This is a genomic window from Pseudomonas sp. BB438, from assembly GCF_057180225.1.
In genome coordinates, this window is sequence record NZ_CM170001.1 from 3,380,186 (window position 1) to 3,407,039 (window position 26,854).

23 protein-coding genes and 1 pseudogene are annotated in these 26,854 nt (G+C 66.0%); 15 read left to right on the forward strand and 9 right to left on the reverse strand.

What is annotated here, in order from left to right; all coding sequences use genetic code 11:
* The 13 genes from tssJ (at position 1) to AC1ZV1_RS15540 (ending at position 16,972) form a co-directional block, all read left to right on the forward strand.
* Complete coding sequence (gene tssJ, locus AC1ZV1_RS15480) at positions 1 to 504, forward strand: type VI secretion system lipoprotein TssJ (protein ID WP_484292464.1); 504 nt, start codon at positions 1 to 3, stop codon at positions 502 to 504.
* A gap of 11 nt (positions 505 to 515) precedes the next feature.
* On the forward strand, positions 516 to 1,850 hold the full coding sequence (gene tssK, locus AC1ZV1_RS15485) for a type VI secretion system baseplate subunit TssK (protein ID WP_484292465.1): 1,335 nt from the start codon (positions 516 to 518) through the stop codon (positions 1,848 to 1,850).
* 3 nt (positions 1,851 to 1,853) lie between these two features.
* A complete protein-coding gene (locus AC1ZV1_RS15490; RefSeq protein WP_484292466.1) occupies positions 1,854 to 3,188 on the forward strand; it encodes a DotU family type VI secretion system protein in 1,335 nt (444 codons plus the stop codon).
* Positions 3,185 to 6,691 carry a type VI secretion system membrane subunit TssM gene (tssM, locus tag AC1ZV1_RS15495; protein ID WP_484292467.1) on the forward strand — a complete coding sequence of 1,169 codons (3,507 nt, stop codon included), beginning with the start codon at positions 3,185 to 3,187 and terminating at the stop codon, positions 6,689 to 6,691. Before AC1ZV1_RS15490 ends, tssM begins: the two co-directional genes overlap by 4 nt.
* Positions 6,688 to 7,338, forward strand: coding sequence for a type VI secretion system-associated protein TagF (gene tagF / locus AC1ZV1_RS15500; protein WP_484292468.1), 651 nt, complete (start codon positions 6,688 to 6,690; stop codon positions 7,336 to 7,338). Before tssM ends, tagF begins: the two co-directional genes overlap by 4 nt.
* Positions 7,338 to 8,069, forward strand: coding sequence for a PP2C family protein-serine/threonine phosphatase (locus AC1ZV1_RS15505; protein ID WP_484292469.1), 732 nt, complete (start codon positions 7,338 to 7,340; stop codon positions 8,067 to 8,069). Before tagF ends, AC1ZV1_RS15505 begins: the two co-directional genes overlap by 1 nt.
* Complete coding sequence (locus tag AC1ZV1_RS15510; RefSeq protein ID WP_484292470.1) at positions 8,066 to 11,158, forward strand: serine/threonine-protein kinase; 3,093 nt, start codon at positions 8,066 to 8,068, stop codon at positions 11,156 to 11,158. Before AC1ZV1_RS15505 ends, AC1ZV1_RS15510 begins: the two co-directional genes overlap by 4 nt.
* 2 nt (positions 11,159 to 11,160) lie before the next feature.
* Positions 11,161 to 11,877 carry an ABC transporter ATP-binding protein gene (locus AC1ZV1_RS15515; RefSeq protein WP_484297572.1) on the forward strand — a complete coding sequence of 239 codons (717 nt, stop codon included), beginning with the start codon at positions 11,161 to 11,163 and terminating at the stop codon, positions 11,875 to 11,877.
* Complete coding sequence (locus tag AC1ZV1_RS15520; protein ID WP_484292471.1) at positions 11,877 to 13,076, forward strand: FtsX-like permease family protein; 1,200 nt, start codon at positions 11,877 to 11,879, stop codon at positions 13,074 to 13,076. The genes AC1ZV1_RS15515 and AC1ZV1_RS15520 overlap by 1 nt, the downstream gene beginning before the upstream one ends.
* Positions 13,069 to 14,817, forward strand: coding sequence for a formylglycine-generating enzyme family protein (locus AC1ZV1_RS15525; protein WP_484292472.1), 1,749 nt, complete (start codon positions 13,069 to 13,071; stop codon positions 14,815 to 14,817). Before AC1ZV1_RS15520 ends, AC1ZV1_RS15525 begins: the two co-directional genes overlap by 8 nt.
* 84 nt (positions 14,818 to 14,901) lie before the next feature.
* Positions 14,902 to 15,846 carry a type VI secretion system-associated lipoprotein TagQ gene (gene tagQ, locus AC1ZV1_RS15530; RefSeq protein WP_484292473.1) on the forward strand — a complete coding sequence of 315 codons (945 nt, stop codon included), beginning with the start codon at positions 14,902 to 14,904 and terminating at the stop codon, positions 15,844 to 15,846.
* 91 nt (positions 15,847 to 15,937) lie between these two features.
* Complete coding sequence (locus tag AC1ZV1_RS15535) at positions 15,938 to 16,348, forward strand: DUF3592 domain-containing protein (RefSeq protein ID WP_484292474.1); 411 nt, start codon at positions 15,938 to 15,940, stop codon at positions 16,346 to 16,348.
* A 33-nt stretch (positions 16,349 to 16,381) separates the two neighbouring features.
* Positions 16,382 to 16,972 carry a hypothetical protein gene (locus tag AC1ZV1_RS15540; protein ID WP_484292475.1) on the forward strand — a complete coding sequence of 197 codons (591 nt, stop codon included), beginning with the start codon at positions 16,382 to 16,384 and terminating at the stop codon, positions 16,970 to 16,972.
* Between the two features lie 130 nt (positions 16,973 to 17,102).
* On the opposite strand, the gene AC1ZV1_RS15545 is transcribed toward AC1ZV1_RS15540, so the two are convergent.
* From AC1ZV1_RS15545 to AC1ZV1_RS15560, 4 genes and pseudogenes are all read right to left on the reverse strand, one after another.
* Positions 17,103 to 17,264 carry a hypothetical protein gene (locus AC1ZV1_RS15545; RefSeq protein ID WP_484292476.1) on the reverse strand — a complete coding sequence of 54 codons (162 nt, stop codon included), beginning with the start codon at positions 17,262 to 17,264 and terminating at the stop codon, positions 17,103 to 17,105.
* A gap of 215 nt (positions 17,265 to 17,479) precedes the next feature.
* Positions 17,480 to 18,145 (reverse strand): hypothetical protein, encoded by a 666-nt coding sequence (locus AC1ZV1_RS15550; protein WP_484292477.1) that lies wholly within the window; start codon positions 18,143 to 18,145, stop codon positions 17,480 to 17,482.
* A 138-nt stretch (positions 18,146 to 18,283) separates the two neighbouring features.
* Positions 18,284 to 19,441 (reverse strand): annotated as a pseudogene (locus AC1ZV1_RS15555) (IS30 family transposase).
* Positions 19,442 to 19,524: 83 nt separating this feature from the next.
* On the reverse strand, positions 19,525 to 20,295 hold the full coding sequence (locus AC1ZV1_RS15560) for a nuclease-related domain-containing protein (protein ID WP_484292478.1): 771 nt from the start codon (positions 20,293 to 20,295) through the stop codon (positions 19,525 to 19,527).
* A 15-nt stretch (positions 20,296 to 20,310) separates the two neighbouring features.
* On the opposite strand from AC1ZV1_RS15560, the gene AC1ZV1_RS15565 reads away from it, so the two are divergent.
* Positions 20,311 to 20,712 carry a hypothetical protein gene (locus tag AC1ZV1_RS15565; protein WP_484292479.1) on the forward strand — a complete coding sequence of 134 codons (402 nt, stop codon included), beginning with the start codon at positions 20,311 to 20,313 and terminating at the stop codon, positions 20,710 to 20,712.
* 36 nt (positions 20,713 to 20,748) lie between these two features.
* Positions 20,749 to 21,147 carry a hypothetical protein gene (locus AC1ZV1_RS15570; protein WP_484292480.1) on the forward strand — a complete coding sequence of 133 codons (399 nt, stop codon included), beginning with the start codon at positions 20,749 to 20,751 and terminating at the stop codon, positions 21,145 to 21,147.
* Positions 21,148 to 21,328: 181 nt separating this feature from the next.
* Here the strand turns inward: AC1ZV1_RS15570 and AC1ZV1_RS15575 are convergent, their stop codons facing one another.
* The 5 genes from AC1ZV1_RS15575 to AC1ZV1_RS15595 form a co-directional block, all read right to left on the reverse strand.
* Positions 21,329 to 21,826 (reverse strand): ProQ/FinO family protein, encoded by a 498-nt coding sequence (locus AC1ZV1_RS15575; RefSeq protein WP_484292481.1) that lies wholly within the window; start codon positions 21,824 to 21,826, stop codon positions 21,329 to 21,331.
* A gap of 240 nt (positions 21,827 to 22,066) precedes the next feature.
* Positions 22,067 to 23,665 carry an arylsulfatase gene (locus AC1ZV1_RS15580; protein ID WP_484292482.1) on the reverse strand — a complete coding sequence of 533 codons (1,599 nt, stop codon included), beginning with the start codon at positions 23,663 to 23,665 and terminating at the stop codon, positions 22,067 to 22,069.
* An 82-nt stretch (positions 23,666 to 23,747) separates the two neighbouring features.
* Positions 23,748 to 24,188: an acyl-CoA thioesterase gene (locus AC1ZV1_RS15585; protein WP_233299688.1), complete on the reverse strand. Its 441-nt coding sequence runs from the start codon at positions 24,186 to 24,188 to the stop codon at positions 23,748 to 23,750.
* A 4-nt stretch (positions 24,189 to 24,192) separates the two neighbouring features.
* Positions 24,193 to 25,476: a histidinol dehydrogenase gene (hisD, locus tag AC1ZV1_RS15590; protein ID WP_484292483.1), complete on the reverse strand. Its 1,284-nt coding sequence runs from the start codon at positions 25,474 to 25,476 to the stop codon at positions 24,193 to 24,195.
* A 30-nt stretch (positions 25,477 to 25,506) separates the two neighbouring features.
* Complete coding sequence (locus tag AC1ZV1_RS15595; protein ID WP_484292484.1) at positions 25,507 to 26,811, reverse strand: MFS transporter; 1,305 nt, start codon at positions 26,809 to 26,811, stop codon at positions 25,507 to 25,509.
* Between the last annotated feature and the right edge of the window lie 43 nt (positions 26,812 to 26,854).

Consider the following 26,854-nt stretch of genomic DNA (forward strand, 5'->3'; position numbering starts at 1 on the left):
ATGATTCGACAGGTTTTACTGGCGGCGGGCGTGGCCCTGCTGTGCAGTGGCTGCTCCAGCGAGACGCCCAGCGTGCCGCCGGCGCCGGAGGAGGGCACCCGCCTGACCCTGCTGGTGCAGGCCGACAGCCGCCTCAACCCCACGCCCGATGGCCACAGCGCCCCGGTGCGCGTGCGCCTGCTGGAACTGCGCAGCGCCGCGCTGTTCGAACGCGCCGATTACTTCAGCCTCGCCGAACAGCCCGCCAGCGTGCTGGGTGCCGACCTTGTCGCCCAGGACGACTGGCTGCTGCAACCGGGCGAGCAGCGCGAGCTGACCCGCCACCTGGAACCCGCCACCCGCCAGGTGGCGCTGATGGTCGGCTACCGCGACCTCGACCGCGCGCTATGGCGCAGCGTGCTCCAGCCCGTTGCCGGGCAGGCGAGCCGCTACCGCATCGAACTGGGCGCCAACGCCGTGCGCGTGGTGGCCCTCGAACAACCCTCCCGTCCCGACTCTCGCTAAACGGAGCCCCTATGTCCTGGAACAACCGCGTGATCTGGTCGGAAGGCATGTTCATCGGCACCCAGCATTTCCAGCAGCACGACCGCTACCTGGAAAGCCTCATCGACGCCCGCAGCCGGCCGCTGTCCGCCGCCGGCTGGGGTTTTTCGGAGCTCCAGCTCGACGCCGGGCTGCTGGCCCAGGGCAAGCTGGCCATCGTCATGGCCCGCGGACTGCTGCCTGACGGCACGCCGTTCAACATCCCCCAGGAGGATGTCGCTCCCGAACCGCTGGACATCGAGGATGGCCTGCGTGACGGGGTGATCTACCTCGCCCTGCCGCTGCGCCGCTCCGGTGTGCGCGACACGGTGGAGGCGGGCGAGCCCGCCGGCGGAGCGCGCTACCGCAGCCAGGTGCGCGAGGTGCGTGACGACAACGCCGCCTTCGAGAGCCGCATTCCGGTCGCGGTGGGCGAGCGCGCGCTGCGTCTGCTCACCGCCGCGGACGGCCTGCACGACTACGCCGCGCTGGGTGTGGCGCGGGTGCGGGAGAAGCGTGCCGACCGCGCGCTGCTGCTGGACGAGCAGTACATCCCGCCGCTGCTCGACGTCAGCGTGAGCAAACCGCTGGCGGCGTTTCGCAGCGAGCTGCTGGGCCTGCTGCACCAGCGCGGTGAAGCACTGGCCGGCCGAGTGGTCGCGTCCAGCGCTGGCGGCGCCTCGGAAATCGCCGACTTCATGCTGCTGCAACTGGTCAACCGCGCCGAGCCGCTGGTGGCGCACCTGGCGCGGATCACCCCGCTGCACCCGGAGCGCCTGTACAGCGAGCTGCTCGCCCTGGCCGGCGAGTTCGCCACCTTCTCCAGCGCCGAGCGGCGCCCGGCGGCGTTCCCGGTGTACCAGCACGACGACCTGGTAATGAGCTTCACCCCGGTGATGCAGGCGCTGCGCGAGGCGCTGTCGATGCTCATCGACAGCAAGGCGGTGCCGATTCCCATCGTCGAGAAGGCCTACGGCATCCACGTCGGCATGCTCGCCGACCGCAGCCTGCTGGACACCGCCAGCTTCGTCCTCGTGGTGCGCGCCGACATGCCCGCCGAAACCCTGCGCGGCCGCTTCGGCCAGCAGAGCAAGATCGGCTCGGTGGAGCACATTCGCGATCTGGTCAATCTGCAGCTGCCGGGCATCGGCCTGCTGCCGTTGCCAGTGGCGCCACGGCAGATTCCGTTCCATGCCGGTGCCACCTACTACGAGCTGGACCGTGGCAGCGAGCACTGGAAGCAACTGGCGCAGTCCGGTGGCTTCGCCTTCCACGTCGCCGGAGAGTTCCCCGGCCTGAACCTGGCCTTCTGGGCGATCCGGGGATAAGCGATGAGCGTCAACAACGACGAGTGGCCGAGCAGCAACGCCAGCCCCAATCCACTGGGCAACGACCGCACCCAGTTCATGCCGCGCCCCGGTGGTCGCACCCCGCAAGCCGCCGCGCCATCGCCTGCCGCACCGCTGCCGGTAGCCGCCGCGCCCTTGCCGGCCGGCCAGGCGCTGGGCATGAATCCGCTGGAACAGGCCGCCGGCTCGCTACTCAGCCTGCTGACGCGCCTGCGCAGCACCCTGGCGCATCCGGCGCCGGCCAGCCTGCGCGCGCAACTGCTGGGCTACCTGCGCCAGTTCGAACAGCGCGCCGAAGCCGCCGGCGTCGCCCGCAACGACGTGCTGCTCGCGCGTTACGCGCTGTGCACCGCGCTGGACGAGGCAGTGCTCAGCACGCCGTGGGGCAGCGCGAGCGAATGGGGCAAGCAGAGCCTGCTGATCACCGTGCACAACGAGGCCTGGGGCGGTGAGAAGGTGTTCCAGTTGCTCGAGCACTGCCTGCAGAGCCCGCGCGAACGCATCGACCTGCTGGAGCTGTTGTACCTGTGCATGAGCCTGGGCTTCGAAGGCCGCTACCGGGTGATGCACGACGGCCGCCGCCAGCTCGAAGCGCTGCGCGAGCGCACCGCCGCGACCCTGCGCAGCGTACGCGGCGAGCGTGAGCGCGAGTTGTCGCCGCACTGGCGGGGCGTGCAGGTCATGCCTGATCGCCTGTCGCGCCTGGTGCCACCATGGGTGGGCCTGGCCGTGGCGCTGGCGTTGCTGTTGCTGCTGCTGTTCGGCCTGCGCCTGAAGCTGGCCGCTGACGCCGAGCCGGTGTTCCGGCAGATCCACGCCCTGGGCGAGGTGCCGGTGCAAAGCATCGAGCCGGCGGTGGTCAAGCCGCGCGTGGTGGAACGTCCGCGCCTGGCGACCTTCCTCGCCGAGGACATCCGCGCCAACCGCGTGGCGGTGCAGGACGGCGTCGATCGCTCGGTGGTGACGATCCGCGGCGACGAGCTGTTCGCCTCCGGCAGCGCCAGCATCAAGGACGATTTCCAGCCGCTGATGGGGCGCATCGCCGACGCCATCGGCAAGATCAATGGCCAGGTGCGCATCACCGGCCACAGTGACAACCGTCCCATCGCCACCCTGCGCTTCCCGTCGAACTGGGCACTGTCGCGGGCGCGCGCCGAAGAGGTGCTGCAGATCCTCGCGGCGCGCACCGGCCAGGCGCAGCGCTTCAGTGCCGAGGGCCTGAGCGACACCGAACCGGTGGCCTCCAACGCCACGGCCGAGGGACGGGCGAAGAACCGTCGGGTTGAAGTCGCGGTACTGGCGGAGGGTGTGGAGTGAAGTCGTTGTTCGGATTCGTCACCCGCTGGGTGATTCCCGTGCTCGGGCTGGTTGCCCTGAGCCTGATCATCTGGTTCATCGGCCCGCTGCTGACGGCGCTGGTTCCGGCCTGGCGCCGCTGGACGCTGATCGTCCTGCTGTTCGGCCTGTGGCTCGGCTGGCGTCTGTGGCGCCTGCTGCAGGCACGCCGGCAGGAGCGGCGCATGCTCGCCAGCCTGGCGGCCGAGACCGCACCGGATGCGGCCAGCGTGGCCACCGCCGAGGAGCTGGCGATCCTGCGCCAGCGCATGGACGAAGCCCTGGCGCTTTTGAAGAAGGCGCGCCTGGGCGGCGCGGAGCGGCGCAACCTGTACCAGCTGCCCTGGTACGTCATCATCGGCCCGCCGGGCTCGGGCAAGACCACCGCGCTGGTCAACTCCGGCCTGAACTTCCCGCTCGCCGCGCAACTGGGCGCGGGCGCCATCCGCGGCGTGGGCGGCACCCGCCAGTGCGACTGGTGGTTCACCGACGAGGCCGTGCTGCTCGACACCGCCGGCCGCTACACCACCCAGGACAGCCATGCGCAGGTCGACAAGGCCGCCTGGCTGGGCTTCCTCGACCTGCTCAAGACCGAGCGCGCACGCCGGCCCATCGATGGCGCGTTCATCGCCATCAGCCTGGCCGACCTGCTGCAGGCCAGCGAGCAGGAGCGGGCGGCGCACGTGGTGGCGATCCGCGCGCGGGTGCAGGAGCTGTACACCCAGCTGGGCGTGCGCTTCCCGGTCTACGTGATGCTGACCAAGTGCGACCTGGTGCCGGGCTTCATGGAGTTCTTCGACGACCTGGACCGCGAGGCGCGCGCGCAGGTGTGGGGCTTCACCTTCGCCCTGGACGACGGCCAGCAGGCCGGCGGGCCGTTGCAGGCCTTCGGCAGCGAGTTCGCCGCGCTGGAGCAGCGCCTCAACCAGCGCCTGGTCGAGCGCCTGCAGCACGAACGCGACCCCGCGCGTCGCGACCTGATCTACGGCTTCCCGCAGCAGTTCGCCGCGCTCAGGGCGATGCTCGAAGAGTTCCTCGGCGGGGTATTCAAGCCCAATGCCTATGAGGAACGCGCGCTGCTGCGCGGCGTGTATTTCACCAGCGGCACCCAGGAAGGCAGCCCCATCGACCGCCTGATCGGCGCCATGGCCCAGAGCATGAACCTGGACCGGCAACACCTGGCGCGGCAGAACGGCACGGGCCGCAGCTACTTCCTCCATCGCCTGTTCACCGATGTCGCCTTCGCCGAGCGGGGCCTGGTCGGCGTCGACCCGAAGGTCGAGCGGCGGCGCAAATGGCTGGCCATCGGCGCGCTGGCCGCCAGCGTGGCACTGGTGCTGGTGGTGGGCACGCTGTGGCTGCTCAGCTATCGCGCCAACCAGGCCTACATCGCCCAGGTCGGGGCGAAGACCGCGCCGCTGGAACAGAGCGTACGTAGCCTGAGCCCGGCCCAGCGAGACGTGCTGGCGGTGCTGCCGCTGCTCGACGCGGTGCGCCATCTGGCCGGCGACCCGCCCGGCATGGCCGAAGGCCTGGGCCTGTACCAGGGCGACATGCTCGACGAGGAGGCCAGCAACGTGTACCGCCGCCTGCTGGTGGCGACCTTCGCCCCGCGTCTGGTCAGCCGCGTCGAGGAGCAACTGCGCAGCGGGGGCGGTTCGGACTATCTCTACGAAGGACTCAAGGCCTACCTGATGCTGGGCGACGGTTCGCACTACGACCCGGACTTCCTCAAGGCCTGGGTCAGCCTGGACTGGGACCAGAGCCTGCCGCGCGACCTGCCGGCGGAGCAGCGCCAGGCGCTGAACACGCACCTGCAGGCCCTGTTCGAACGGCGCCCGCCGGATGCGCGCCTGGACCAGCGCCTGATCGACGAACTGCGCCAGCAACTGCAACGCCTGCCAGTGGCGCAGCGCGTGTACGACCGGGTCAAACGCCAGAAGCTGCCCGAGGGCGTTCAGGATTTCCGCCTCAGCGAGGCCGCCGGCCGTGACGCCGCGCTGGTGTTCGTGCGCAAGAGCGGCAAGCCGCTGGCCGAACCGCTGAGCGGCTTCTTCACCCTGCGCGGCTACCGCGAGGCCTTCCTATTGGCCAGCGTCAACCAGGCCGGCGTGCTGGCCGAGGAACAGTGGGTGCTGGGCCATTCGCTGAACGACGCCGAGGACGCCCTGACCCTGGCCGCCGAAGTGCGCCAGCTGTATTTCCAGGACTACGTGCGGCAATGGGATGCGCTGCTGGCCGACATCGACTTCGTGCCCATCACCAGCGTGGCGCAGGCCGCCGACGTGCTGCGGGTGATCTCCGGGCCGACCTCGCCATTGAAGAAACTGCTGCTGGCAGTGGCCCATGAAACCGACCTGCAGCAGGCCGACCCGGCTGTCGCGGCGCAGGTGAAGAAGGCCGACGCCGGCGTCGACCAGCTCAAGCAGAAGCTCGGCTCGCTGCTCGGCCAGGCGCCGGAAGGTACCGGCCCGGCGGCGCAGCCTGCGGGGCAGGACCCGGTCAGCGCGCACTTCGCCGACCTCACGGCCCTGGTCAGCCAGGAAGGCGGCTCGTCCATGGCGATCGATGCGCTGCTGGCGGACATGAACGCGCTCTACGTGCAGGTCAGCGCCATGGTCGGCGCCAGCGGCGACGCGCTGCTGGGCGAGGCGAAGAACCAGGCCAGCGCCGCCGCCGCGCGGGTCAGTTTGGCCGCCGAGCGCCAGCCGCCGGTGGTGCAGGGGCTGGTCAAGTCGGTGGTCAGCTCCACGACCAACACCATGATGGGCGGCGTGCGCAACCAGCTGAACGCGGCCTGGACCAGCGAGGTGGTGAACGTCTGGCGGCAGTCACTCAGTGGCCGCTATCCGCTGGTGCCGGGCAGCTCCCGCGACGCCACGCTGGACGATTTCGGCCAGTTCTTCGGCGTCGGCGGGGTGATGGACAACTACTTCCGCCGCTACCTGCAACCCTACGTCGACACCTCCAGCCCCACCTGGCGCTGGCAGCCGGGCGCGGCGCAGAAGCTGGGCATCGCGCCGGGCGTGCTGCAGACCTTCCAGCGCGCGGCGCTGATCCGCGACGTGTATTTCCGTGGCGGCGGCCTGCAACCCAGCGTGCGCTTCGAGCTCAAACCGGTGACCATGGACGCCGCGGTCAGCCAGTTCCTGCTCGACCTGGACGGCCAGCAACTGAGCTACGACCACGGCCCCAGCCGCCCGGTGGCCATGCAGTGGCCCAATCCCAACAGCATCGGCGCGGTGCGCCTGTCGGTGTCGCCGCCCTCGACGGGCGGGCGTTCGGCGCTGACCGTCGAAGGCCCGTGGGCCTGGTTCCGCCTGCTCGACCAGTCCGAGCTGGTGGGCGGCGGCTCACCGGACCGCTTCAACCTGCGCCTGCGGGTGGACAGCGCGAGCATCGCCTACGAGTTGCGCGCCAACAGCGCCTTCAACCCCTTCAAGAGCCGCGCGGTTGCCGGCTTCAGCCTGCCGGAGCGGCTATGACGGCAGTGGGTTTCTACGGCAAGGTCGCCAGCCGCGGCGACTTCGTGGGCCGCGGCTTGCCCGCCAGCTTCCAGCAACCCTGGGACGCCTGGCTGGCCGCCGGCCTGCAGGCAAGCCAGCGGCAACTCGGCGAGACCTGGTTACAGGCCTATCTCGTCAGCCCGCTGTGGCGCTTCGTCCTGGCGCCGGGCGTCTGCGGCGCCGCGCCGGTGGCCGGGGTGCTGATGCCGAGCATCGACCGCGTCGGCCGATACTTCCCCCTGACGGTCGCCGTGGTGCTGCCGGAGGTGCAGTCGCTGGCGGAGGTCCAGGCGGCCGACCGCTGGTTCGATGCCGTCGAGGCGGCGCTGCTGGCCACGCTGGAGGAGGGCGCGCGTTTCGAGGACTTCGAAGCGGCGGTGCAGGCATTGCCGGACTTGCCGCAACAGCCTGCCGTCGCATGCGAACTGCTGCCGGCAGCACAGCGTCTGGCGGCGCTGGATGCGCCGGCTCGCCTGGCGGCCTTGGCCGAACGTGCCTGCGACGGTGCGAGCCTGTGGTGGGGCAACGGCTCCGAGCAGGTGGCTCCAGGCCTCCTGCGCTGTCACGGGCTGCCGGCTTCCGAGTGCTTTGCGGCATGCCTGCTGGGCGGGGAGGCGACGTGCTGATGGCAACGCTTGGCTACCGCTCGGCGGCGCACAGCCATGTCGGCCTGGTCCGCCAGATCAATGAGGACGCCTACCTGGATCGTCCCGAGGACGGGCTCTGGGTGGTCGCCGACGGCATGGGCGGGCACGCGGCGGGCGACTACGTCAGCAGCCTGATCGTCGATTCGCTGCGGCGCATCGCGCCGGCCGGGGCGCTGCAGGACTACGAGGCCGCGCTGCGCCAGGGCCTGGCCCAGGTGAACGACGCGGTGCGCGAAGAAACCCGACAGCGCGGTGTGAGCATGATGGGCAGCACCGTCGTGCTGCTGGCCGCGCGCGGCGATCGTGGCCTGTGCCTGTGGGCCGGCGACAGCCGCCTGTACCGCCTGCGCGACGGCGAGCTGAGTCCGATATCCCGCGATCACAGCTACGTGCAGGAACTGCAGGACAGCGGCCTGCTCAGCGAGGCCGAGGCGCGCGTGCATCCACGGGCGAACATCGTCACCCGGGCCATCGGCGTGCAGGACCAGCTCGAACTGTCGGCGCTGGAGGTGCAGATCGTTCCCGGCGACACCTGGCTGCTGTGCAGCGACGGCCTCACCCGCACCGCCGAAGACCACGAGATCCGTGAGGTGCTCGGGCACGCCGACCCGTACCAGGTGGTGCGCAGCCTGGTGCACCTGGGCCTGACCCGCGGCGCCCCCGACAACATCACCGCCATCGTCATCAAGGCAAGCGAACCCCTGGCATGAACCTGAAGATCCCCGGTTTCGACATCGACAGCGTAATCGGCGAAGGCGCCATGGCCACCGTCTACCTGGCCGTGCAGCGCTCGCTGGAACGCAAGGTGGCGCTGAAGATCATGGCCCCCGCGCTGGCCGCCGACGCCTCCTTCTGCGAGCGCTTCCTGCGCGAAGGCAAGACCCTGGCGCGCCTGTCGCACCCGCACATCGTCACCGTGCACGACATCGGCAACGCCGGCGAGCAGTACTACATGGCCATGGAATACCTGCCCAACGGCACCCTGCGCGAACGCATCGCCGCGGGGCTGAGCCCCGAGCAGGGCCTGGCCTATGTCCGGCAGATCGCCTCGGCGCTGGGCTACGCCCACGCCCAGGGCCTGATCCACCGCGACGTGAAGCCGGCGAACATCCTGTTCCGCGCGGACGGCACGGCCGTGCTCTCGGACTTCGGCATCGCCAAGTCGCTGGATGACCGCACCCAGTTCACCCAGGCCGGCTTCGCCGTCGGCACGCCCAACTACATGAGCCCCGAGCAGGCGCGCGGGATGGACATCGACGGACGCGCCGACCTGTATTCGCTGGGCGTGGTGCTCTACGAAATCCTCGTCGGCGAACTGCCGTACCTGGGCACCGATGCGCTGTCCACCGCCCTGGCGCACCTGACCCAGCCGTTGCCGGAGCTGCCGCTGCACCACGGTCGCTACCAGCACCTGTTGCAGCGACTGTTGGCCAAGGAGCCGGGCGAACGTTTCGCCAACGCCGGCGAGCTGCTCGCCGCCCTCGATGCACTGCCGGCGTCCGATCCGGACGCCACCCTGGTGCGCCCGTTGCCGGTCGCCCCCATGGTGGTCGCGGAGCCGGCGCCGCTGACCAAGCCGACGCCGACCGAGCTGGGTGGCCTGCAGGCGGTGTCGATCGAGATTCCCCAGTCCGCACCGGCGGCAGAAACTCCAGTTGTGCCGCCGCCGGCTGCCGCTGCGCGCTCGCCGCAGCAATCGTCCGCGCAAGTGTCGTCGGGGCAGCGTAAAGGCCCGGTACTGGCGCTGCTCGCCGTCGCCGTGGCGGCGGCACTGGGTGTCGGTGGTGCGGGCTACTGGTGGCTGGGCCGCACGGCCACGTCGCCGGCGGCTATCGACCAGCAGAGCGCCAGGGACGATACACCGAGCCAGGCACTCGCCAGCGACAAGCCACGGACATCCGGCCTGCCGACCCAGGCCAGGGCAACCGGTGACTCGGTGGCCGGCGATCACCCGCTGCTCATTCCCGGCAAGAAGACGCTGTACCAGCGCGTGCTGGCCAAGCCCGGCGCGCAGTTGCATGCCGAACCGGAGCAGGGCGCAGGACAAGCGCTGCCGGCGTTCTCCGTGCTGTACGTCTACGCCCGGCGCAGCGTCGCCGGCCAGGACTGGCTGCAGGTCAGCGCTGCCAGCGATGGCCGCGCACTGGGCTGGCTGCCGGCGAGCGAGGGCGCCGACTGGAAGCAGAGCCTGGTGCTCAAGTTCACCGAACGCTCCGGCCGCGCGCCGGTGATGTTCCTGCGCCAGGACAGCCTGCTGGAGCAACTGATCGCCGACCCCAACGCGGCCCGCAACCTGCTGCGCAAGGCCCAGGCCGACGCCAGCGACAACAGCCAGGTACTGGCGCTGGAGCCGGCCACCCGCGCGGTGGCGCAGGATCGCTTCTACCTGCTGCCGATCTTCGAGTCGCGCGAGAGCATGGATGACAACGGCCAGATCGTGCAGATGCTCAAGGTCGCCTCCATCGACCCCGGTAGCCAGGCGGTCAGCACGCTGGAGGGCAAGCCGCTGAAGGTTGCCGCTCCCGACGCCTTCCGCACCGGCATCGTGCTGGTGGTGGACACCTCGGTGTCGATGCAGCCCTATATCGACCAGATCCGCGAGGTGGTGCGCAGCCTGCAGGGCAAGCTTGCCGAGCGCGGCGAACTCGATAGCGTCAGCTTCGGCCTGGTGGGTTTTCGCAACAACACCGACAAGACGCCTGGGCTGGAGTACCTGAGCAAGACCCTGATCCCGCTGGAGGAAGGCCGCGATCCCGCGCGCTTCCTGCAACTGGCCGGGCAGATCAAGGCCACCACGGTCTCCAGCCATTCGTTCAACGAGGACGCCTTCGCCGGCATCATGCAGGCGGTGGACGGCATGGACTGGAGCGGCTACGGCGGCCGCGTGGTGCTGGTGGTCAGTGACGCCGGCGCGCTGCGCAAGAGCGACCCGTACAGTTCGACCCGCATGAACGAAGCGGAGGTGCGCCAGGCCGCGCTGAACAAGCAGATCCACCTGTATGCCCTGCACCTGCTGACGCCGGCCGGGGCGAACAACCATGCGGCCGCCGAGCAGCAGTACCGCACGCTGACCGCCGACGCCAACCCGCGCATCGGCGATCTCTACGTACCGGTGCCGGGCGGCGATGTGCAGCGTTTCGGCCAGCGCCTGGACGAAATCGGCAGCGTGTTCGCCGACCTCGTCCACCAGGTGCGCGGCAACGCCGCCGGCGCTGCGCCGCAACTGGACGGCGCGCCGAGTCTTGCGCAGAAGTCGGCGGCCATCGGTTACGCCATGCACATGGACTTCCTCGGCCGCAAGACCCAGGCACAGAGCCCGCAACTGGTCAGCGCCTGGACCGCCGACCGCGACCTGAGCAACCCGGCGCTGCCGGCCTTCCAGGTGTGCGCGCTGCTCACCCGCCTGCAACTCAACGAGCTGCAACAGTCGCTCAAGCTGATCGTCGATGCGGCGCGCAAGACCCAGACCTCGCCCAAGGATTTCTTCCAGGAGATCGCCAGCGCCAGTGCCTACATGAGCCGCGACCCGTCGGCGTTGCGCCAGGGTGGCAACCTGGCCAAGGGCGGCCTGCTGGGCGAATACCTCGATGGCCTGCCGTACCGCAGCAAGGTCCTGGGCATGACCCAGGATCTCTGGCTGTCGCTGTCGGTGGCCGAGCAGCAGGACTTCATCGACGAACTGGAGTCGAAGATCCGCCTCTACGAAACCTTCCACAACGACACGGCCAATTGGGTCCGCTTCGGCGCCGCCGAACCGGGCGATGCCTTGTACCGTGTGCCGCTGGCGACGCTGCCATGAGCCTGCTCAGCCTGCGCGAAGTCAGCAGTGTCCGGGGGCAGGGCGCGCAGCGTTTCCGCCTGGACGTGCCGTGCCTGGACCTCTCACCCGGCCAGCGCCTGGCCCTGGTGGGGGCCAGCGGCAGCGGCAAGAGCACGTTGCTGGACCTGCTCTCCCTGGTGGCGCCGCCACAGCAGGCGGCGCGCTTCGACTGGCGAGCGGGGGCGGGCGTCTACGCCGTCGCCGACCTCTGGCGCACCGGCCAGCGCAGCACCCTGGCGGCGCTGCGCAGCCGCCACTGCGGCTACGTCCTGCAGACCGGCGGGCTGCTCGGCTATCTCAGCGTGCGAGCCAATATCGAGTTGTCGCGCCGCCTGCTGGGCCTGGCCGACGACGGCAGCGTCGAGCACCTGGCGCGGCGCCTGGACATCCAGGATCAGCTGGACAAGAAACCCGCCGCGCTCTCGGTCGGCCAGCGCCAGCGTGTCGGCTGCGCCCGCGCCCTGGCGCATCGCCCGGCGCTGCTGTTGGCCGACGAGCCGACCGCTGCGCTGGACCCGCTCAATGCCCGCCAGGTGCTCGCGCTGTTCCTCGAGCAGGTGCGCGAACAGCAAGCCTGCTGCGTGATCGCGACCCACGACGAAGCCGCTGCGCGCGAGGCCGGCTTGCGCATCCTGCGCCTGGATTGCCGGCGCGAGCCCGGTGGTGGTGTCTGCGCGACACTGGAGGAGCACGCCTGATGCGCCTGCCTCTGGTCGCCAGTCTCGCCTGGCAGGATTACCGCAGTGACTGGCGCCTGTCCGCCTGCACAGTCCTCGCTCTGGTCGCAGTGCTGGCACCGCTGCTGGTGCTGTTCGGCCTGAAGTTCGGCCTGGTGGGCAGCCTCACTGAGCGCCTGCAGCGCGACCCGAGCGTGCGCGAGATCATCCCGCTGGGCGGTGCGCGCTTCGATGCGGCCTATGTCGCTGCGCTGGCGGCGCGTCCGGACGTGGCCTTCGCCGTGCCGCGCACCCGGCAGATCGCCGCCAGCGTGCAGCTGTCGCAGCCCGGCCGCGAGGCGCTGACCGCCGAGATGATCCCGACTGCCGCCGGCGACCCCTTGCTCGGCAGCCTGCCGGTGCCGGCGCACCTGACCCAGGTGCTGCTCAGCCACACCGCGGCGCAGAAGCTGAACGTGCACGCCGGCGATACGCTGCAGGCACTGCTGACCCGGCAGAACGCCGGTCGCGACAGTTCCCGTTCGATGGCCGTGCAGGTGATCGGCGTGCTGCCGCTGGAAGCCTTCGGCCGCGATGGGTTGTGGGCCGCGCCGGCGCTGCTGGAAGCCGCCGAGGACTTCCGCGATGGCCTCGCCGTGGAGGCCTTCGGCTGGCCCGGCGAGGCAGCCGGCGATCACGCGCAGCGCATCTACCCGGCATTCCGCCTGTATGCCCGCAGCCTGGACGACGTCGAACCGCTGCGCCTGCACTTCGCCAGGCAGGGCGTGGAAGTCTACACCCAGGCTGCCGCTATCCAGCGAGTGCGCTCGCTGTCGCGCAATCTGACGCTGGTGTTCTGGTTGATCGCTGCCCTGGCCCTGGCGGGTGCCTTCGCCGCCGTCTGCGCCGGCGCGCTGGCGGCCGTGCAGCGCAAGCGTCGTGAGCTGGCGGTGCTGCGGCTGATCGGCTTCGGCACAGCGGCGCTGCTCGGCTTCGTCGTGTTGCAGGCGCTCTACAGCTCGGTCTTCGCAGCCCTCCTGTCGGGGCTGCTGTACCGCCTGGTCCAGGGCGGGCTGAACCAGCTGTTCGTCACACAGCCTGGCGAGTATGCCGCGCAGCTGCTGCCTGCCCATTACCTGATTGCCGTCCTCGCGGTGCTCGCGGCCAGCCTGCTGGCGGCGCTGCTCGGGGGCTGGCGTACCTGCCGAATAGATGCCGCTCAAGGAGTCAGAGATGTCTGAATGGCGCCGCGCTTTACGGGGCCTGGCCCCCATTGCCCTTGTCGCCCCGTGCCTGATGGCCGCCCCCGGCGTGCAGGCCGAGGAGGGCGACAAGCTGAACAATCCCAAGCCGCTGGCCGATGACGTGGCGCTGCCGCTGCCCTGTGGCGGCGAGATGGTGTTCCGTTACGCCTACGTGCTGGCCAAGGGAGCGCTGGACGACCGCGAAGTCAATCTCGGCTATCCGTTCAGTGAGGGCGAACCCGGCTACAAGCAGTCGTTCATTTCCGGCTACCGCCGCGAGTACATCAATGGCCAGTTCAGCCTGGGCGACCTGCCGGCGGACTGGAGCAGGGTCATCGCCGGTCAGTTGCCCAAGGCAGGCAAGGGCGAGCCGCTCAAGCCGATGTTCTATTTCCTCGGCAAGTACGAAGTGACCGCGCGACAATACGCACAGGTGATGGCCCAGGCTCAGGCGCTGGCCGAGGGCCAGGACGCGCCGGCCTGCGAGACGCTGAACCTGCCCGAAGGCGTAGCCGGGCGGCTGCCCAAGGTGAAACTGTCGCGCTTCGAGGCGGAGCGTTTTTCCGCGGTGTACAGCGCCTGGCTGATGAAGTATCAGCGCGACCGCCTGCCGGTCAGCGGCCGCGGCAAGAGCGAGGAGGATGGCGGTTTTGGCTTTGTCCGCCTGCCTACCGAGGTTGAGTGGGAGTTCGCCGCCCGTGGCGCGCAGGCAGTATCGCGGCAGGAGCTCGAGGCGCGGCTGTTCCCACGCCGGGTCGAGGGCAGTGACAACGACGGGCCGCTGGCCGACTGGGCCGTGTTCAACCAGGTGGCCGGCGGCACCGGCCAGGCAGCGCGGCTCATGCCCATCGGCACGCGGCAGCCGAATCCGATCGGTCTGTTCGACGTCATCGGCAATGCCGCCGAGATGGTCCAGGAGTCCTTCCAGCTGGTGCATGCCGGTCGCCTGCAGGGGACCTATGGCGGCTTCGTGGTCAAGGGCGGCAACTACCTGGAAGGCGAGGGCACTCTGTTCACCGGCATGCGTCGCGAGTACCCGCTGTTCGCCCCCGACGGCACCGAACAACGCAACGAAACCACCGGCTTCCGCGTGGCCATCGGCGCGTTGTCGGCGCCGCGCTCGCGCTACCAGGAACTGTTCGAGCAGTGGAAGAAGGAAGGGCGCCTGGCCGGGCTGACGGACGCCATCGACGACACCCAGGACCCGACCCAGCGCCTGGACGGCATCATCGCCGCCACCACCGATGCGCGCCTGCAGGCTGAGCTCGGCACGATCAACGAGGAGCTCAAGCGCAACGTGGCACTGATCGCCCGGCAGCGCGAGGAGGCCGCCGGCAACCTGATCCAGTCCTCGGCGCTGGTGGCGGAAACCATCAACAACTACAACATCCGCCTCACCAACCTGCGCAAGAGCCAGCAGCAGGCCGAGCAGGCCAAGGACGCCGCCAGCGCCAAGCTGTTCGGCCAGGCCATCGAGAATGGCAGCAGTGCGCTCAATGGAGCCGTGGCCATCTACATCGACAACCTGGCCACCGGCACGCGCTACACCGACGCAGTGATCCAGGCGCAGTTCCAGCGCATCAAGGAAGAACTCAATCGCAAGCCGGTGATCGGCAAGAGCCTGGTCACCCGCGCCACCCTGTTCGTCAGGCACGTCAGCCAGTACCGCCAGCAGCAGCGCGCGGAACCGGAGGCGGTCCTGAAGGAATTGCTTGCATCGGCAGTACCGAAGCCATGACCACCGATGCCAGGCATGTACAGAAGGAACCCGGTCGGCGACCCGCCGTTCCGGGGTGGTCAAACCCCAGTAGAGAGCTCAGAAATGCAATCGTTCGCTAACTCCGTATCCCTGCACCCGCGCCGCCGCGCGCTGTCGCTGGCCACCGCCAGCTTCACCTGTGTCGCTGTATTGCTCAGCGGCTGCTCCAGCTCGCCGGTCTCGCAGATCGGCAAGAGCACCAAGGTCGAGTACTACCCCAGCTGCTACGAGCCGGTGCAGCACCTGCGCGACACCGACTCCAACATGACCAAGTCGGTCGCCACCGGCGCCGTGATCGGCGCGGTAGGCGGCGCCCTGACCGGCGCGCTGGTCGGCAACAAGGACGATCGCGGCCGCAACGCCGCCATCGGCGCTGCCGGTGGTGCGCTGGTCGGCGGTGCCGCCGGCTACTACAGCGAGAAGCAGAAGCAGATCGCCGACGACCATCAACGCCTGGGCTCCTACGCCGCCGACGCGGACAAGAGCTCCGCCGACATCGATCGCAGCGTGGCCTATGCCCAGGCCTCGCAGTCCTGCTACCAGCAGCAGTTCAGCGCCCTGCTGCAACAGCGCAAGGCCGGGACCATCAAGGACGACGAAGGTCGCAAACGCCTGGCGGAAATCGTCGCCGGCCTGAAGGAATCCAACGACCTGATCACCGCGGTCAGCGGCAAGGCCGGCGAAGACCTGAGCAACTACACCCAGGCCTACGAGAAGGACCTGCAGACCGTTGGTGTCAAGCGTGCCGACGTCGCCACCGTCGCCCAGGCCAGCAGCACCACCACCTCGCCGACCAAGGCGAAGACCAAGACCAAGACCAAGACCCAGCAGAAGAAACTCCCGGTAGTGCCCAGCGAAGCGGTCGCCTCCGAGCGCGCCCTGCGTGATGCCCAGGCCAAGCAGCTGAAGAGCGTGGAGGTTGCCTCCCAGGGCACCACCCAGGTCAACGGCATGTGCAAGAACCCGGATATCGGCGACTGGGCCCCGGTGCCTTGCCCGAACGCGTAAGCCAGGGGGCCGGCTTTTCGCCGGTCGCCGTTCTTCCCCCTTCGGGCCCGTCCCGGAGGGGGCAGTCACTGAACAAGGATGAGTCCTCGCGATGTCTGAACCTTCCGTTTCCCGCCCCGTTGAAGTCATGCGCGGCCTGCTGTTCGGCGTGATCGGCCTGGTCTGCCTGGCGATAGTCGCGTACGAGGCGGTCGACCGCGTGCAGTTCCTGCGCAACGCCCACGTCGCCGATGGCCAGGTCGAGAGCCTCAACGCCGGCGGCTCGCACCCGCAGGTGGCCTTCACCACGGACGGCGGCCAGCGGATTTCCTATCCGCAGAACGGGCTGATCTTCGGTTACCAGCAAGGCCAGAGCGTTCGCGTGCTGTACCTGCCCGAACGGCCCCAGGCCAGCGCCATCGTCGATGACGTTGGTGCCCTGTGGGGCATGACGGCCCTGCTCGGTCTGCTGGGCGCCGCTTTCGCCGGTGTCGGCCTTCACTCGCTGCTCAAGCGCCGGTAGGGCGCGTGTATTTCGTTCAAAGGAATCTGAACCATGGAAAACTCGATTATCCCCATCAGCCTGCGCTCCAGTGCCTGGGAATACGTCACCGGCAGCAGCGGCGGCGTTAGCTTCATGTTCCTGGCCGGCGGAGGCGGCCAGTTGGTGCTGAAGAACCCGCAGGGCCAGGAAGACAAGTTCTCCTTCGGCGGCGTGGGGGTGGGCGCGGGCTTCGGCGCGCGTCTGCCGAAGATCGGCAAGGTCAACCTGAACGTCCGCGGCAAGAGCGTCGGCGCCACCGGCGCTGCCGAGTCCTTCCCCAGCACCGGCCAGGTGTACGTCTCCGATGCGCTGCGTGACCGCGACCTGAGCCACGACGACATTACCGGTGCCTGCGCCTACATCGAGCTGGCCGGCGGTCTTGGCCTGGGCTACAGCGGGACGGCGGTGCTGTTCGGGCTGGACGCCAAGCTCCTGGCGTTGACCATGGCCATGGCGGCCGTGCCGGCGTCCCAGATTGTGGGCGGCTTCAACGTCCAGCGGCAATTGCTGCAGTCGGCGCGTGGCGCGCTGTTCATGCGCGGCGTGACCGCTGGCGTGCAGGCCGGCGGAGGTGCGGCGGTGTACATCGGTGGATTGTTCTGAGCGAGTAACAACGCGAGTCGTGCCGGAGGAGCACCTTCGCCGGCACGCCCCCGTCGCGCAAATAGTTCTGCGAGGGTCTCCACTCAAAATCGAAGTTGAACAACGGATCGGCCTGCATGCCGTGCTCCTGTCAGGGCTTGAGCCGGTGGGCAATGGTGCGGAAGGCGGCGAGGGACTCAGACTCCATACGGATGCCGTCGACGTTGTAGTTGGCATACGTGGAGGATTTGGCGATGACCACGCGCCGCTTCGGATTGACATAGACGAATTGTCCGTACACACCGATGGCCATGAACTCCCCCTCATCGCTTTTCGGAATCCACCACTGGTAGCCGTAGCCCAGGTTAGGCTCGCCTTCTTCCTACGTGCATCCGGGGTGCAGATTGCCGTCGCGTGGGTGGGGTGAAGCCTGGGGCGATTGCTGCCCCAGGTGAGAGGCAGCTACCGACCCATTGCGGACACTGGCTGTTCTGACTGGGAAACCTTTTTTGGATTGGTCCAAAGCAGTCAATGCTTCTGCTCCACAAAATGGTTTGACTGCCACGTAAATCGGCGCTGGACCGAACGTGTATCTCCGTCCGGACAACTTTGTTCAGTGAGTTTGAACACAAGCGTTGTCTTGGAAGTGCCTTCATTCTCCACGTGGACGGAGTCGATGTTAACTGCCACACCGTTAAGCACACGCTCACCACACATGCCGACCCCAGGGTCTTGCTTCACGTAGAACAATTCTTCCAGCTCAAATGCTTTCCCTTCCTTTTTGGGCTTGAGGTAGAGCACTTCGTAGATGGCGTCCCAGTCTCCTCCATGCAGGTTATCGGTCCGAAGGAGAGCAAAATGCTTCTTGTTAGGGCCGTCAAACTCAAGCGGGACTGAAAGGTTTTCCCTGCCATACCTATCTGCGAACGCGTATTTACCATTGCTGGCATTGAAGTAGTACAAGCCCTGCAAGGCCCGGCCGGAGTCACTTTGCGTGACCAGAAACTCTCTGTCGTTGAGACGGAAGCAGAGCGTAGGTTGGCTCTCGTCCGAATGGGAGAGGTAGAAGTCATTCAATTTGCGGAAGGGGGGCGTGGTCAGGGCCGTTTCGCACGGTTGAAACCAGGAGCCGGCATTCGCGGTACTTGAAAGCATCAGCATTGATACGACTACTGCGCGAGTAAATCCCTTCATGGTCGTTATCCTTTCTGACCTAAAGTCCCAAGAAGCAGAACATCGACTTCCGCACAGCAAGGCGCGTAATAACAGATCATAGCCGTGAAAAGGGGGGGAATCAGTTCTATCAACGAGCGTCCGCTTCTGGCTGTGGATTCAACCGATCGACGCAACAGACTGATTAAAACACTCGGCGGGAGTCGAGTACCCCAGGGTCTTTCTGGGTCGTTCGTTCAACCGCCGAGCGACCTTATCCAGCGCGTCCTGCGAGTACAGCGAGAGATCAGTTCCCTTCGGAAAGTACTGCCGTAGTAGGCCGTTGGTGTTTTCATTCGTCCCGCGCTGTCAAGGATTCTGTGGGTCACAAAAGTAGACCTGGATATCCGTCGCCAGAGTGAAGCGCTTGTGAGCAGCCATCTCCTTGCCTCGATCCCAGGTCAGGGATTGGTAGAGCTCTTGAGGCAATCGCTGAGCATTCTCGATCAGTGCATTCACCACTGTCTCGGTGTCCTTTCCATCCACTTTCACCAGCATCACATAGCGGCTGTGGCGCTCAACCAACGTGGCGATCTGACTGTTCTTGCTGCCGCACAACAAATCACCTTCCCAGTGCCCTGGCACTGCACGATCTTCAACGATGGCCGGTCGCTCGCTGATGGAAGTCGTATCGCTGATACGACCATGGTTACCGGCTTTCTGGGTGTGATGACGTGACCGGCGCATAGCACGACCACGGCGCAGGTACTCCAGTAACTCTTTCTTCAATGCGCCACGGGCCTGGATGAAGAGGCTGCGGTATATGGTCTCGTGCGACACCTGGTAGGCCACGTCCGGGTAAGTACGCTTCAACCACCCAGCGATCTGCTCGGGCGACCACTGGATCTGAAGCTTCTCCGCAACAAGCTGCGCCAACTTTGGGGACCGGACAAGCTTGCAAAGCTTTGGGCGACGAGCCCTGTCCCAGGCCGCCTGATCAGCCTGGTTGGCGCGGTAGCTTCGGCAACCACCGTTACGGCTGATCTCGCGGCTGATGGTGGAAGGGGCTCGTTCCAGGCGCATCGCGATATGCCGAATCGACTGGCCAACGGCAAGTGCTCTTGAAATCTCCTCGCGCTCAACCAGTGTCAGTGCCAACCTGGAACGTCGTCGCGCGATTGGGCGAATGCCCCCTGTCTCCGCAAGAATCCCTTGGATCGAGGAGTGGTTCCGATCGAACAGCTGCGCAATCTGCTGGAGCGAGTCACCTGCCTTCCAGCGATCCCACATCAAGGCCTTCTGGCTTTCGGTGTAGTAGATCCGAGGTCTTTGCTTCATCTGCAACACTCCTCCTGCTTACACAGGGTTCAGTGTGTTGCGTTCACCGGTTGAATCCACAGCCGATAGCTGCCGCTCACCCACTAGAGATCTTGAATAACCCGGCACCGGGGGAACCCCGAGCAACCCCAGAATTGCTGGCCAGCTTTCGGGCCGGCCTTTCTCGTGCGGATCACCAATGCATTTCCACACTTAGGGCACAGCCGCTCGGCCGTTGGGTCGCTGCGGCGTTTGAGGTTTTGCACGTGCTCACGGTGTGTGGCGAGCGAGGGCGAACGACGGCCGCTTTGGAGAAGCTCTAGCATGGCGTCGACCTCGGCCTGGCTAAAGACCGGCTTCTGGAATGACTTGATGTAGTCGATGAAGCCAATGCCCTGAGTGACACAGGCCGGCACTTCCGTCTTGAACGTGCTGCCGCCTACGAAGGTGATAACCGAATGCAGATGCGCGGCATCGACCTGCAGGGTGGCTTCCAGGGCCTTGAGATGCTTGTAGTTCTGGCGCAGCGGGTTCTGGAATTTGTAGGTGCGCTTGTAGATCCTTTGCGTCCACTGCGCCTGCTTTTCCGTGCCGAAGATCCAGCCGCTCATGTTCTTCGTTTCCAGCACGAAGATGCCGTAAGGCGAGAGGAAGACGTGATCGATTTGGGTGGTGCCGTCAGGAGTATTCAGCGTGACGTTATGCAGGCGGCGATAGGTCGACTGATCTAGCTGCCAGTGGGCAAAGAGCCTGACCAGCAATTCGCCGATCTGCCCCTTGGCCCAGGGCGATTTGAGCAGACCGATCACCAGCATGAACGGGATCAGCCAGCCCGCTACGCTCCAGATCTGCGCAATGATAGGAGTGAAGTCCATTTCTCAACTCTTCCGATGAGTAAGTCTTGTCGATGTTACATCAAGCTCCTCGTTGGCTTCGACCGCAGCTTCTATATAAAGGAACAACCCGCAGCAGCTCGCTTCATCCTCAGCTTCCAGCCCGATGGCCGAATGGTCCTCAACGAGCTCGAGTCCAAGGGCATCTACGTCCACATCAACGATCTGCCCAGTTACCTGAACAGCAAGATCACGCAGATGCCACCCGCCAGCGTCGCCGCGATCCTCGAGACGATCGCGAAGCGCGTGGTGCAAGGCAAGCCCTTAATCTGCCCCGAAGCAGCCCTCATCCAGGGCGGCTTTCGCCCCATAGCGGACATGAAATGTCCGAGATTGATCGCCTTTGCGACGTGTCGGCACTGCGCGGCAATTTCTTTGGCCGAAATTACATGTGCGTGATGTAAATTCTGCCTTTGCGCGCAGCAGGAGAAACTCATGCCAAAATTTCTGCCGAAGGGTGAACTTCAGGCGCTTTCGTTGAAAGCGGAAGGGGACGGTTTAACGCTGAATGATCTTTCTACCATTGGCGATAAATTTGGCGCTGCTCCGCAAGACTTGCTGAATGAGCTATCCGTCTGGGTTGCGGAAAACTATCTGCAGGGATCGTTGGATTTTGACTTTTGCGACAGTGTCATGAACGGGATCATAAATGCCGTGGTTGAAGTCGGCATGACCAGTGAGCTACCTCAACCCGCTTTCTCGCTATATCAAGCGTTTGATCAAGGCGAATGGATTCGCAGTAGTGATTCACCGGAAACTGACCCCGGTGAGAAATACACAAGGCCGATGGTCGTCGAAATATTGCGTGCTCTTAAAGACTGGTCGCTCGAATAGGCTTTCGCTTCTAAGTTGAAGGTGGGAATGGATGGAACGTCCGCTTTTGGCCGGCAGCTGCCCTTGGTCAATGTCCGTTCCCGACTCTACACAGACGTTTCAGGCAGCTGCGAGGTACCTTGCCAGTGATCTAAAAGGTCGGTCACGCGACGCAGGGTGCGACCGAGTTCGGCTCCGAAAGTTACTTCACCGCGGTATCGGGTGCGGGAGCCGCGCCGGTAGTTTCTACCTTCGCACGATTTCGTCGGTCCAGGGCGCGCTGCCGAGAAGCCTGCTGCTTCGCGTACGACGCTTGAGCAGATGTCACAGTGCCGGCTGCCTGGCCGTGCAAGTCCAGGCGCGGTGCATTCTCCACCATGCTTGCCCAGTATCGAATTCCTCGGCACCAAGTGGCGATGCCCAGCTTGAGCTGTTCGCTGGTTATTCCGAGTTGCTTTAGGTGTTGCTCCGCATCCTTGAGAATGCCCTCCTTGAGCGGCACCTTGGGAGCCGGATTGACAGGGAAGGCCAATGGAAAGTGCTTCTGCAATCTCCAGATCGCTTCCACCGCGGGATCTTGGTCACGAGGCTTTACCTGAGGGGAAGACTTCCGCCGGTGGTGCTTGGCGCTTTCGGCTTTTGCCTGCTCTTTTTCAGCCCGCAGGCGGTCGCGGAGCAAAGCTAGTTGTTCAAAACCCATCGTTCAGTTCACAGCTTTTTGGTTGATTGCTTGGTGCAAGATTATTCCATGTATCCCTTGGGAGCATCCTGATCAGTGTAAACCGCCTCTGATTCAATGGGCCCGCGATGCCCACTCCTGGGCGATAGCTGCCGCGACGGCAGCAATCGGATCTGGATCTGCGTTTCAGGATGCGACTGACCGCAATGCTATTTCAGGCCTTGGCGAACTGTGCGTGCTCGTAGCAGTTCTGCAGCCTCGTTATTGCGCCTTTTTCTGTGCCTGCAACGTCTCCTGAACCAGGTTTGAGCGGTCGAACGAGCGTGGGGACTGCACGGGCGGATAGTCAATCAGTGTCTTCAGGTGCGCGCCGACCAGTTCGCCCATCGGGCCGGCGATCCAGGAAGATTTCTGGATCAGGTGGCCGTAGGAATCCTTGCTGTCGTAGCTCTCGAAGGGGTCGCTGCGCAGGTTGAACATCAGCGGAGCGAAACGCGGCAACACCGGGGCGTAGTAATCCTCCTTGGTGGAGAAGTGCAGCTTCCACGGCCCCATCCTCACCGCGGTCAGCTTGCCTTCGATGTAGTAGAGGATGCTGGTGCGCTTGCTATCCGGCGCCTTGCCGGTCCAGTAGTCGAGGTTGTCGATGCCATCGATGTACTGATTCTTCTCGGTCTTCATTCGTTCAACCACATCGGGCACGCCGGCGATGCTGGCGAAGGTGGTGAACATGTCCTGGTGTGCCTGGATGCCATTGAGGATCTGCCCGGGCTTCACCACACCTGGCCAGCGCAGCATGGAAGGCACACGGACGCCGCCCTCGTAGGTGGTCATCTTCTCGCCGCGGAACGGTGTGGTCGCGCCATCCGGCCAGGACGAGTGCTCGGGGCCATTGTCGGTGGAATACCAGACCACAGTACTGTCCTCCAGGCCGTTTGCCTTGAGGAATTCGAGTACCTGGCCGATGTCGTGATCATGCTGAAGCATGCCGCTGCCCTGGGCATCCTCTTCGTGTGTGTACTTGGCCGCAGCGTGGCGCCATTGCTCGTTGAGATGCGTATAGAGGTGCATACGGCTGGTGTTGAGCCAGACGAAGAATGGCTTGTCGTCCTTCTGTGCCTTGCGCATGAACTCGATTGCCCGAGGAATTACCTCGCCGCCGTCGAAATCTTCCATGCGTGCCATGGTTAGCGGTCCAGTGTCCTCGATGGTCTGTTTGCCAACACGGCCGAATCGCGGGTCTACCGTCGGATCGTCCTTGTCGCTGGCAAAGGTGTGGAGGACGCCACGGGTCTGGAATTTCCTCGCGAAGGCTTCCGGTCCGCCGGGATAAGTGCTGGCGAAGTTCTGGTAGTCGACATACTCGCGCTGCTCCTCGGTATTGAGGTGGTACAGGTTGCCGTAGAACTCGTCGAAGCCATGCACCGTGGGCAGGTTGGGGTTGTTGTCGCCCAGGTGGTTCTTGCCGAACTGGCCAGTGCGATAGCCGACCTGTTTCAGGACTTCCGCAAGGCTCGGCGAGGCCGCCTGCAGGCCGAGCTTGTCGCCCGGTTGCCCCACGGTGGTCATGCCGGAGCGGATGGGGTACTGCCCGGTAATGAAGGCCGCGCGGCCGGCGGTACAGGAAGGCTGCCCGTAATGGTCGGTGAAACGGATGCCGGCCATGCCGATGCTGTCGATGTTCGGCGTGGTATAGCCCATGGTGCCCATGCCGTAGGCGCTCACGTTCTGCCAGCCAATGTCGTCGCCCCAGATCACCAGGATGTTGGGCTTGGCCTGACCGGCCTGCACGACAGGCACTCCCTGCAGCAGGAGGGCGACGGCCAGCAGGGACACCAGCCGCTTGATGGGTTGAATCATGATCGGACTCCTTGTTGTTCTGACCCGCTGCGCCCGGCATTGGGAAGCGCGTCCGGCAAGGACGCGGCTCCGGTGACGGCGCTCACTCGTTCACTTGAAGGGTTTCCAGGGCTTGACGCAGGTGCGCGGGCAGCGGCACGGGGCGGCGGCTGACGCGATCGACGTAGACGTGCACGAAATGCCCCTGTGCCGACGCGTCGCTATTGTCATTGGCGAACAGGCCAACCTCGTAGCGCACGCTCGAGGTGCCCAGGTGCGTGACCCGCAGGCCGGCCCGCACCAGGTCGGGGAAGGCGATGGAGGAGAAGTAGCTGCAGGTGGTTTCGACCACTAGACCAACCGTTGGGCTCTCGACGAAGTCCAGCAGGTCGCGCTCCAGCAGCCAGCCATTCACCACGGTGTCGAACCAGCTGTAGTAGACGACGTTGTTGACGTGGGCATAGACGTCGTTGTCCATCCAGCGCGTGGTGATGTCGCGGAAATAGCGGTAGTCAGTGCGCTCATTCGGTGTGGGTTTGCCCATGGCATCAGGCCTCCTGCTTCAGGCGGCGCACGCGGATGTCCGCCTGCTCCTTGTGCCCGGACATGTGCTCGTAGCCGCAAAGGCGCGAGCAGTATTCGCCGACCATCACGCTGGCCGCGTCGGTGAGCACCCGCTGGTAGGTATGGGTCTTGATGAACTTGCCGACCCACAGCCCGCCGGTGTAGCGCCCGGCGCCCATGGTCGGCAGTGTATGGTTGGTGCCGATCACCTTGTCGCCGTAGCTGACATTGGTGCGGTGGCCGAGGAACAGCGCGCCGTAGCGGGTCATGCGGGCGTGATACCAGTCCGGGTCGCGGGTCATCACCTGTACATGTTCCGAGCACAGGCGCTCGGCGATCTCCAGGGCTTCCTCGTCGCTGTCGCACAGATGGATCTCGCCGAAATCGCGCCAGGCCACGCTGGCGATCGGCGCGGTGTCCAAGCGCGACAGTACCTTCTCAATGGCGGCCGGCAGTTCCTCGGCGATCTGCCGGCTGGTCGTGATGCAGTAGGCCGGTGAGGTCGGGCCGTGCTCGGCCTGGCCCAGCAGGTCAACGGCGACCAGTTCGGCGTCGACGCTGTCGTCGCAGATCACCAGGGTCTCGGTCGGGCCGGCGAACAGGTCGATGCCGACGCGCCCGAACAATTGGCGCTTGGCTTCGGCGACGTAGGCGTTGCCGGGGCCGACCAGCATATCCACCGGCTCGATGCTTTCAGTGCCGATGGCCATCGCCGCTACAGCCTGTACTCCACCCAGGCAGTAGATCTCGTCCGCGCCCGCGAGGTGCATGGCTGCGACGATCTCGGGGCAGGGCTGGCCTTCGAACGGCGGCGCACAGGCGATCACGCGCTTCACCCCGGCCACCTTGGCCGTCAGCACGCTCATGTGCGCGCTGGCGATCAGCGGGTACTTGCCGCCGGGGATGTAGCAGCCCACCGAGTTGACCGGGATGTTGCGATGGCCGAGCACCACGCCCGGCAGAGTTTCCACCTCGACATCGTGCAGAGAGTCCTTCTGCACCTGGGCGAAACGGCGGATCTGCGCCTGGGCGAAGCGGATGTCCTCGAGCGTCTGCTGCGGCAGGCCGGCGATGCAGGCGGCGATCTGCTCCGGCGTCAGGCGGAAGCTGCTCGGCGTCCAGCGGTCGAACTTGCCGGAATAGTCGCGCACCGCTGCGTCGCCGCGCGCCTCGATGTCGGCGAGGATGGCTTCGACGGTGCTGCGCACCTGTGCCTGGTCGGAGGCCTTGGCCTGAGCCGACTGGCCTTTCTTGAGTTGTTGGATCATTTAGGGCTCCTATGGGCAGTGGTCGCCGCCTCAGGCGGCGCGAAGAGGGATGGCGGCCGGTCGGACAACCGTCAGGACGATGCAGGTGGCCAGCAGGTAGAGCCCCATCACGAACAGCAGGCTGTAGCTGGTGCCGCCGCTGGCGGTATTCAGCGCGGTAGTGATCGGCGGGCTGATGGCGCCGCCCAGGTTGCCGATGCTGCTGATCAGGGCGATGCCGGCAGCTACCGAGGCGCGCGGCAGGTACTCGGATGCGAGGGCGAAGAACACCGGCGTGACCGCGGCGATCCCCAGGATCGCCAGGCACAGGCCGGCCAGGGAGACGCCCAGCTGGCCCTGGCCAAGGGTGATGACAAGCAGGCCGGTCATGGCCGTCAGCGCCCCGAAGCCGAAGTGCCAGCGCCGTTCGCGATGGCGGTCCGAGCTGCGGCCGAGCAGCAGCACCCCAGCGATGGCGAAGAGTTGTGGAACGGTGGCGTACACGCCGATCTGCAGGACGTCGGAGACGCCCCAGCTGCGAATCAGGGTCGGGGTCCAGAACACCATGCTGTAGGTACCGGCGACCATCAGCAGATAGACCAGCGACAACGCCCAGACCTTGAAATCGCCTAGAAGGCCAAGCAACGAGCCATGGCGAGCGCTGCCTGGTGCCTCGGCCTGCTCGTCGAACTGCTGGCGCAGCCGGGCCTTTTCATCAGCGCTCAGCCAGTTGGCCTGTTCGGGGCGGTCGACCAGCACGTACCAGGCCAGCAGGCCGAGCAGCGGGGCAGGCAGACCCTGCAGGAGGAACAGCCACTGCCAGCCATGCCAATCGTTGGTGCCGTGCAGGTACTTCATGATGGCGCCCGACAACGGGCCGGCAACCAGCGCGGCGATGATGGCGCCAAGCAGGAACACGGCGATCATCCGCGCACGCCGTGCCGGTGGGTACCAGTAGGTCAGGTAGAGCAGGGCGCCCGGGGTGAAGCCGGCTTCGAACGCGCCAAGGAGGAAGCGCAGGACATAGAACTGCGTGGGCGTGCGCACGAACATCATGGCCATCGCCACCAAACCCCAGCAGACCATGATGCGCAGGAGCGTGCGGCGCACACCCACGCGCTCCAGCATCAGGTTGCTCGGCACCTCGAACAGCAGGTAGCCGATGAAGAACACCCCGGCGCCCATGGCATAGACGGTATCGCTGAATGCCAACGTTTCCTTCATCTGCAACTGCGCGTAGCCGACGTTGATCCGATCGAGGAAGGCCACCACGTAAGCCACCAGCAGCAGCGGCATGATCCGCCAGCTGATCTTCAGATACATCGCGTTGTCGTCCTGGGACGCTTGTGTGTTCATGCCTGTCTCCTTGTTGTCGTTGTTGGGTAGGCGTGACGGGAAA

What these genes read in the sequence shown, in the direction of transcription:
- tssJ (WP_484292464.1), top strand. Translation starts at nt 1, where the DNA reads ATGATTCGACAGGTTTTACTGGCGGCGGGCGTGGCCCTGCTGTGCAGT.
- tssK (WP_484292465.1), top strand. Translation starts at nt 516, where the DNA reads ATGTCCTGGAACAACCGCGTGATCTGGTCGGAAGGCATGTTCATCGGC.
- AC1ZV1_RS15490 (WP_484292466.1), top strand. Translation starts at nt 1,854, where the DNA reads ATGAGCGTCAACAACGACGAGTGGCCGAGCAGCAACGCCAGCCCCAAT.
- tagF (WP_484292468.1), top strand. Translation starts at nt 6,688, where the DNA reads ATGACGGCAGTGGGTTTCTACGGCAAGGTCGCCAGCCGCGGCGACTTC.
- AC1ZV1_RS15505 (WP_484292469.1), top strand. Translation starts at nt 7,338, where the DNA reads ATGGCAACGCTTGGCTACCGCTCGGCGGCGCACAGCCATGTCGGCCTG.
- AC1ZV1_RS15510 (WP_484292470.1), top strand. Translation starts at nt 8,066, where the DNA reads ATGAACCTGAAGATCCCCGGTTTCGACATCGACAGCGTAATCGGCGAA.
- AC1ZV1_RS15520 (WP_484292471.1), top strand. Translation starts at nt 11,877, where the DNA reads ATGCGCCTGCCTCTGGTCGCCAGTCTCGCCTGGCAGGATTACCGCAGT.
- AC1ZV1_RS15525 (WP_484292472.1), top strand. Translation starts at nt 13,069, where the DNA reads ATGTCTGAATGGCGCCGCGCTTTACGGGGCCTGGCCCCCATTGCCCTT.
- tagQ (WP_484292473.1), top strand. Translation starts at nt 14,902, where the DNA reads ATGCAATCGTTCGCTAACTCCGTATCCCTGCACCCGCGCCGCCGCGCG.
- AC1ZV1_RS15535 (WP_484292474.1), top strand. Translation starts at nt 15,938, where the DNA reads ATGTCTGAACCTTCCGTTTCCCGCCCCGTTGAAGTCATGCGCGGCCTG.
- AC1ZV1_RS15540 (WP_484292475.1), top strand. Translation starts at nt 16,382, where the DNA reads ATGGAAAACTCGATTATCCCCATCAGCCTGCGCTCCAGTGCCTGGGAA.
- AC1ZV1_RS15545 (WP_484292476.1), bottom strand. Translation starts at nt 17,264, where the DNA reads ATGGCCATCGGTGTGTACGGACAATTCGTCTATGTCAATCCGAAGCGG.
- AC1ZV1_RS15550 (WP_484292477.1), bottom strand. Translation starts at nt 18,145, where the DNA reads ATGAAGGGATTTACTCGCGCAGTAGTCGTATCAATGCTGATGCTTTCA.
- AC1ZV1_RS15560 (WP_484292478.1), bottom strand. Translation starts at nt 20,295, where the DNA reads ATGGACTTCACTCCTATCATTGCGCAGATCTGGAGCGTAGCGGGCTGG.
- AC1ZV1_RS15565 (WP_484292479.1), top strand. Translation starts at nt 20,311, where the DNA reads ATGAGTAAGTCTTGTCGATGTTACATCAAGCTCCTCGTTGGCTTCGAC.
- AC1ZV1_RS15570 (WP_484292480.1), top strand. Translation starts at nt 20,749, where the DNA reads ATGCCAAAATTTCTGCCGAAGGGTGAACTTCAGGCGCTTTCGTTGAAA.
- AC1ZV1_RS15575 (WP_484292481.1), bottom strand. Translation starts at nt 21,826, where the DNA reads ATGGGTTTTGAACAACTAGCTTTGCTCCGCGACCGCCTGCGGGCTGAA.
- AC1ZV1_RS15580 (WP_484292482.1), bottom strand. Translation starts at nt 23,665, where the DNA reads ATGATTCAACCCATCAAGCGGCTGGTGTCCCTGCTGGCCGTCGCCCTC.
- AC1ZV1_RS15585 (WP_233299688.1), bottom strand. Translation starts at nt 24,188, where the DNA reads ATGGGCAAACCCACACCGAATGAGCGCACTGACTACCGCTATTTCCGC.
- hisD (WP_484292483.1), bottom strand. Translation starts at nt 25,476, where the DNA reads ATGATCCAACAACTCAAGAAAGGCCAGTCGGCTCAGGCCAAGGCCTCC.
- AC1ZV1_RS15595 (WP_484292484.1), bottom strand. Translation starts at nt 26,811, where the DNA reads ATGAACACACAAGCGTCCCAGGACGACAACGCGATGTATCTGAAGATC.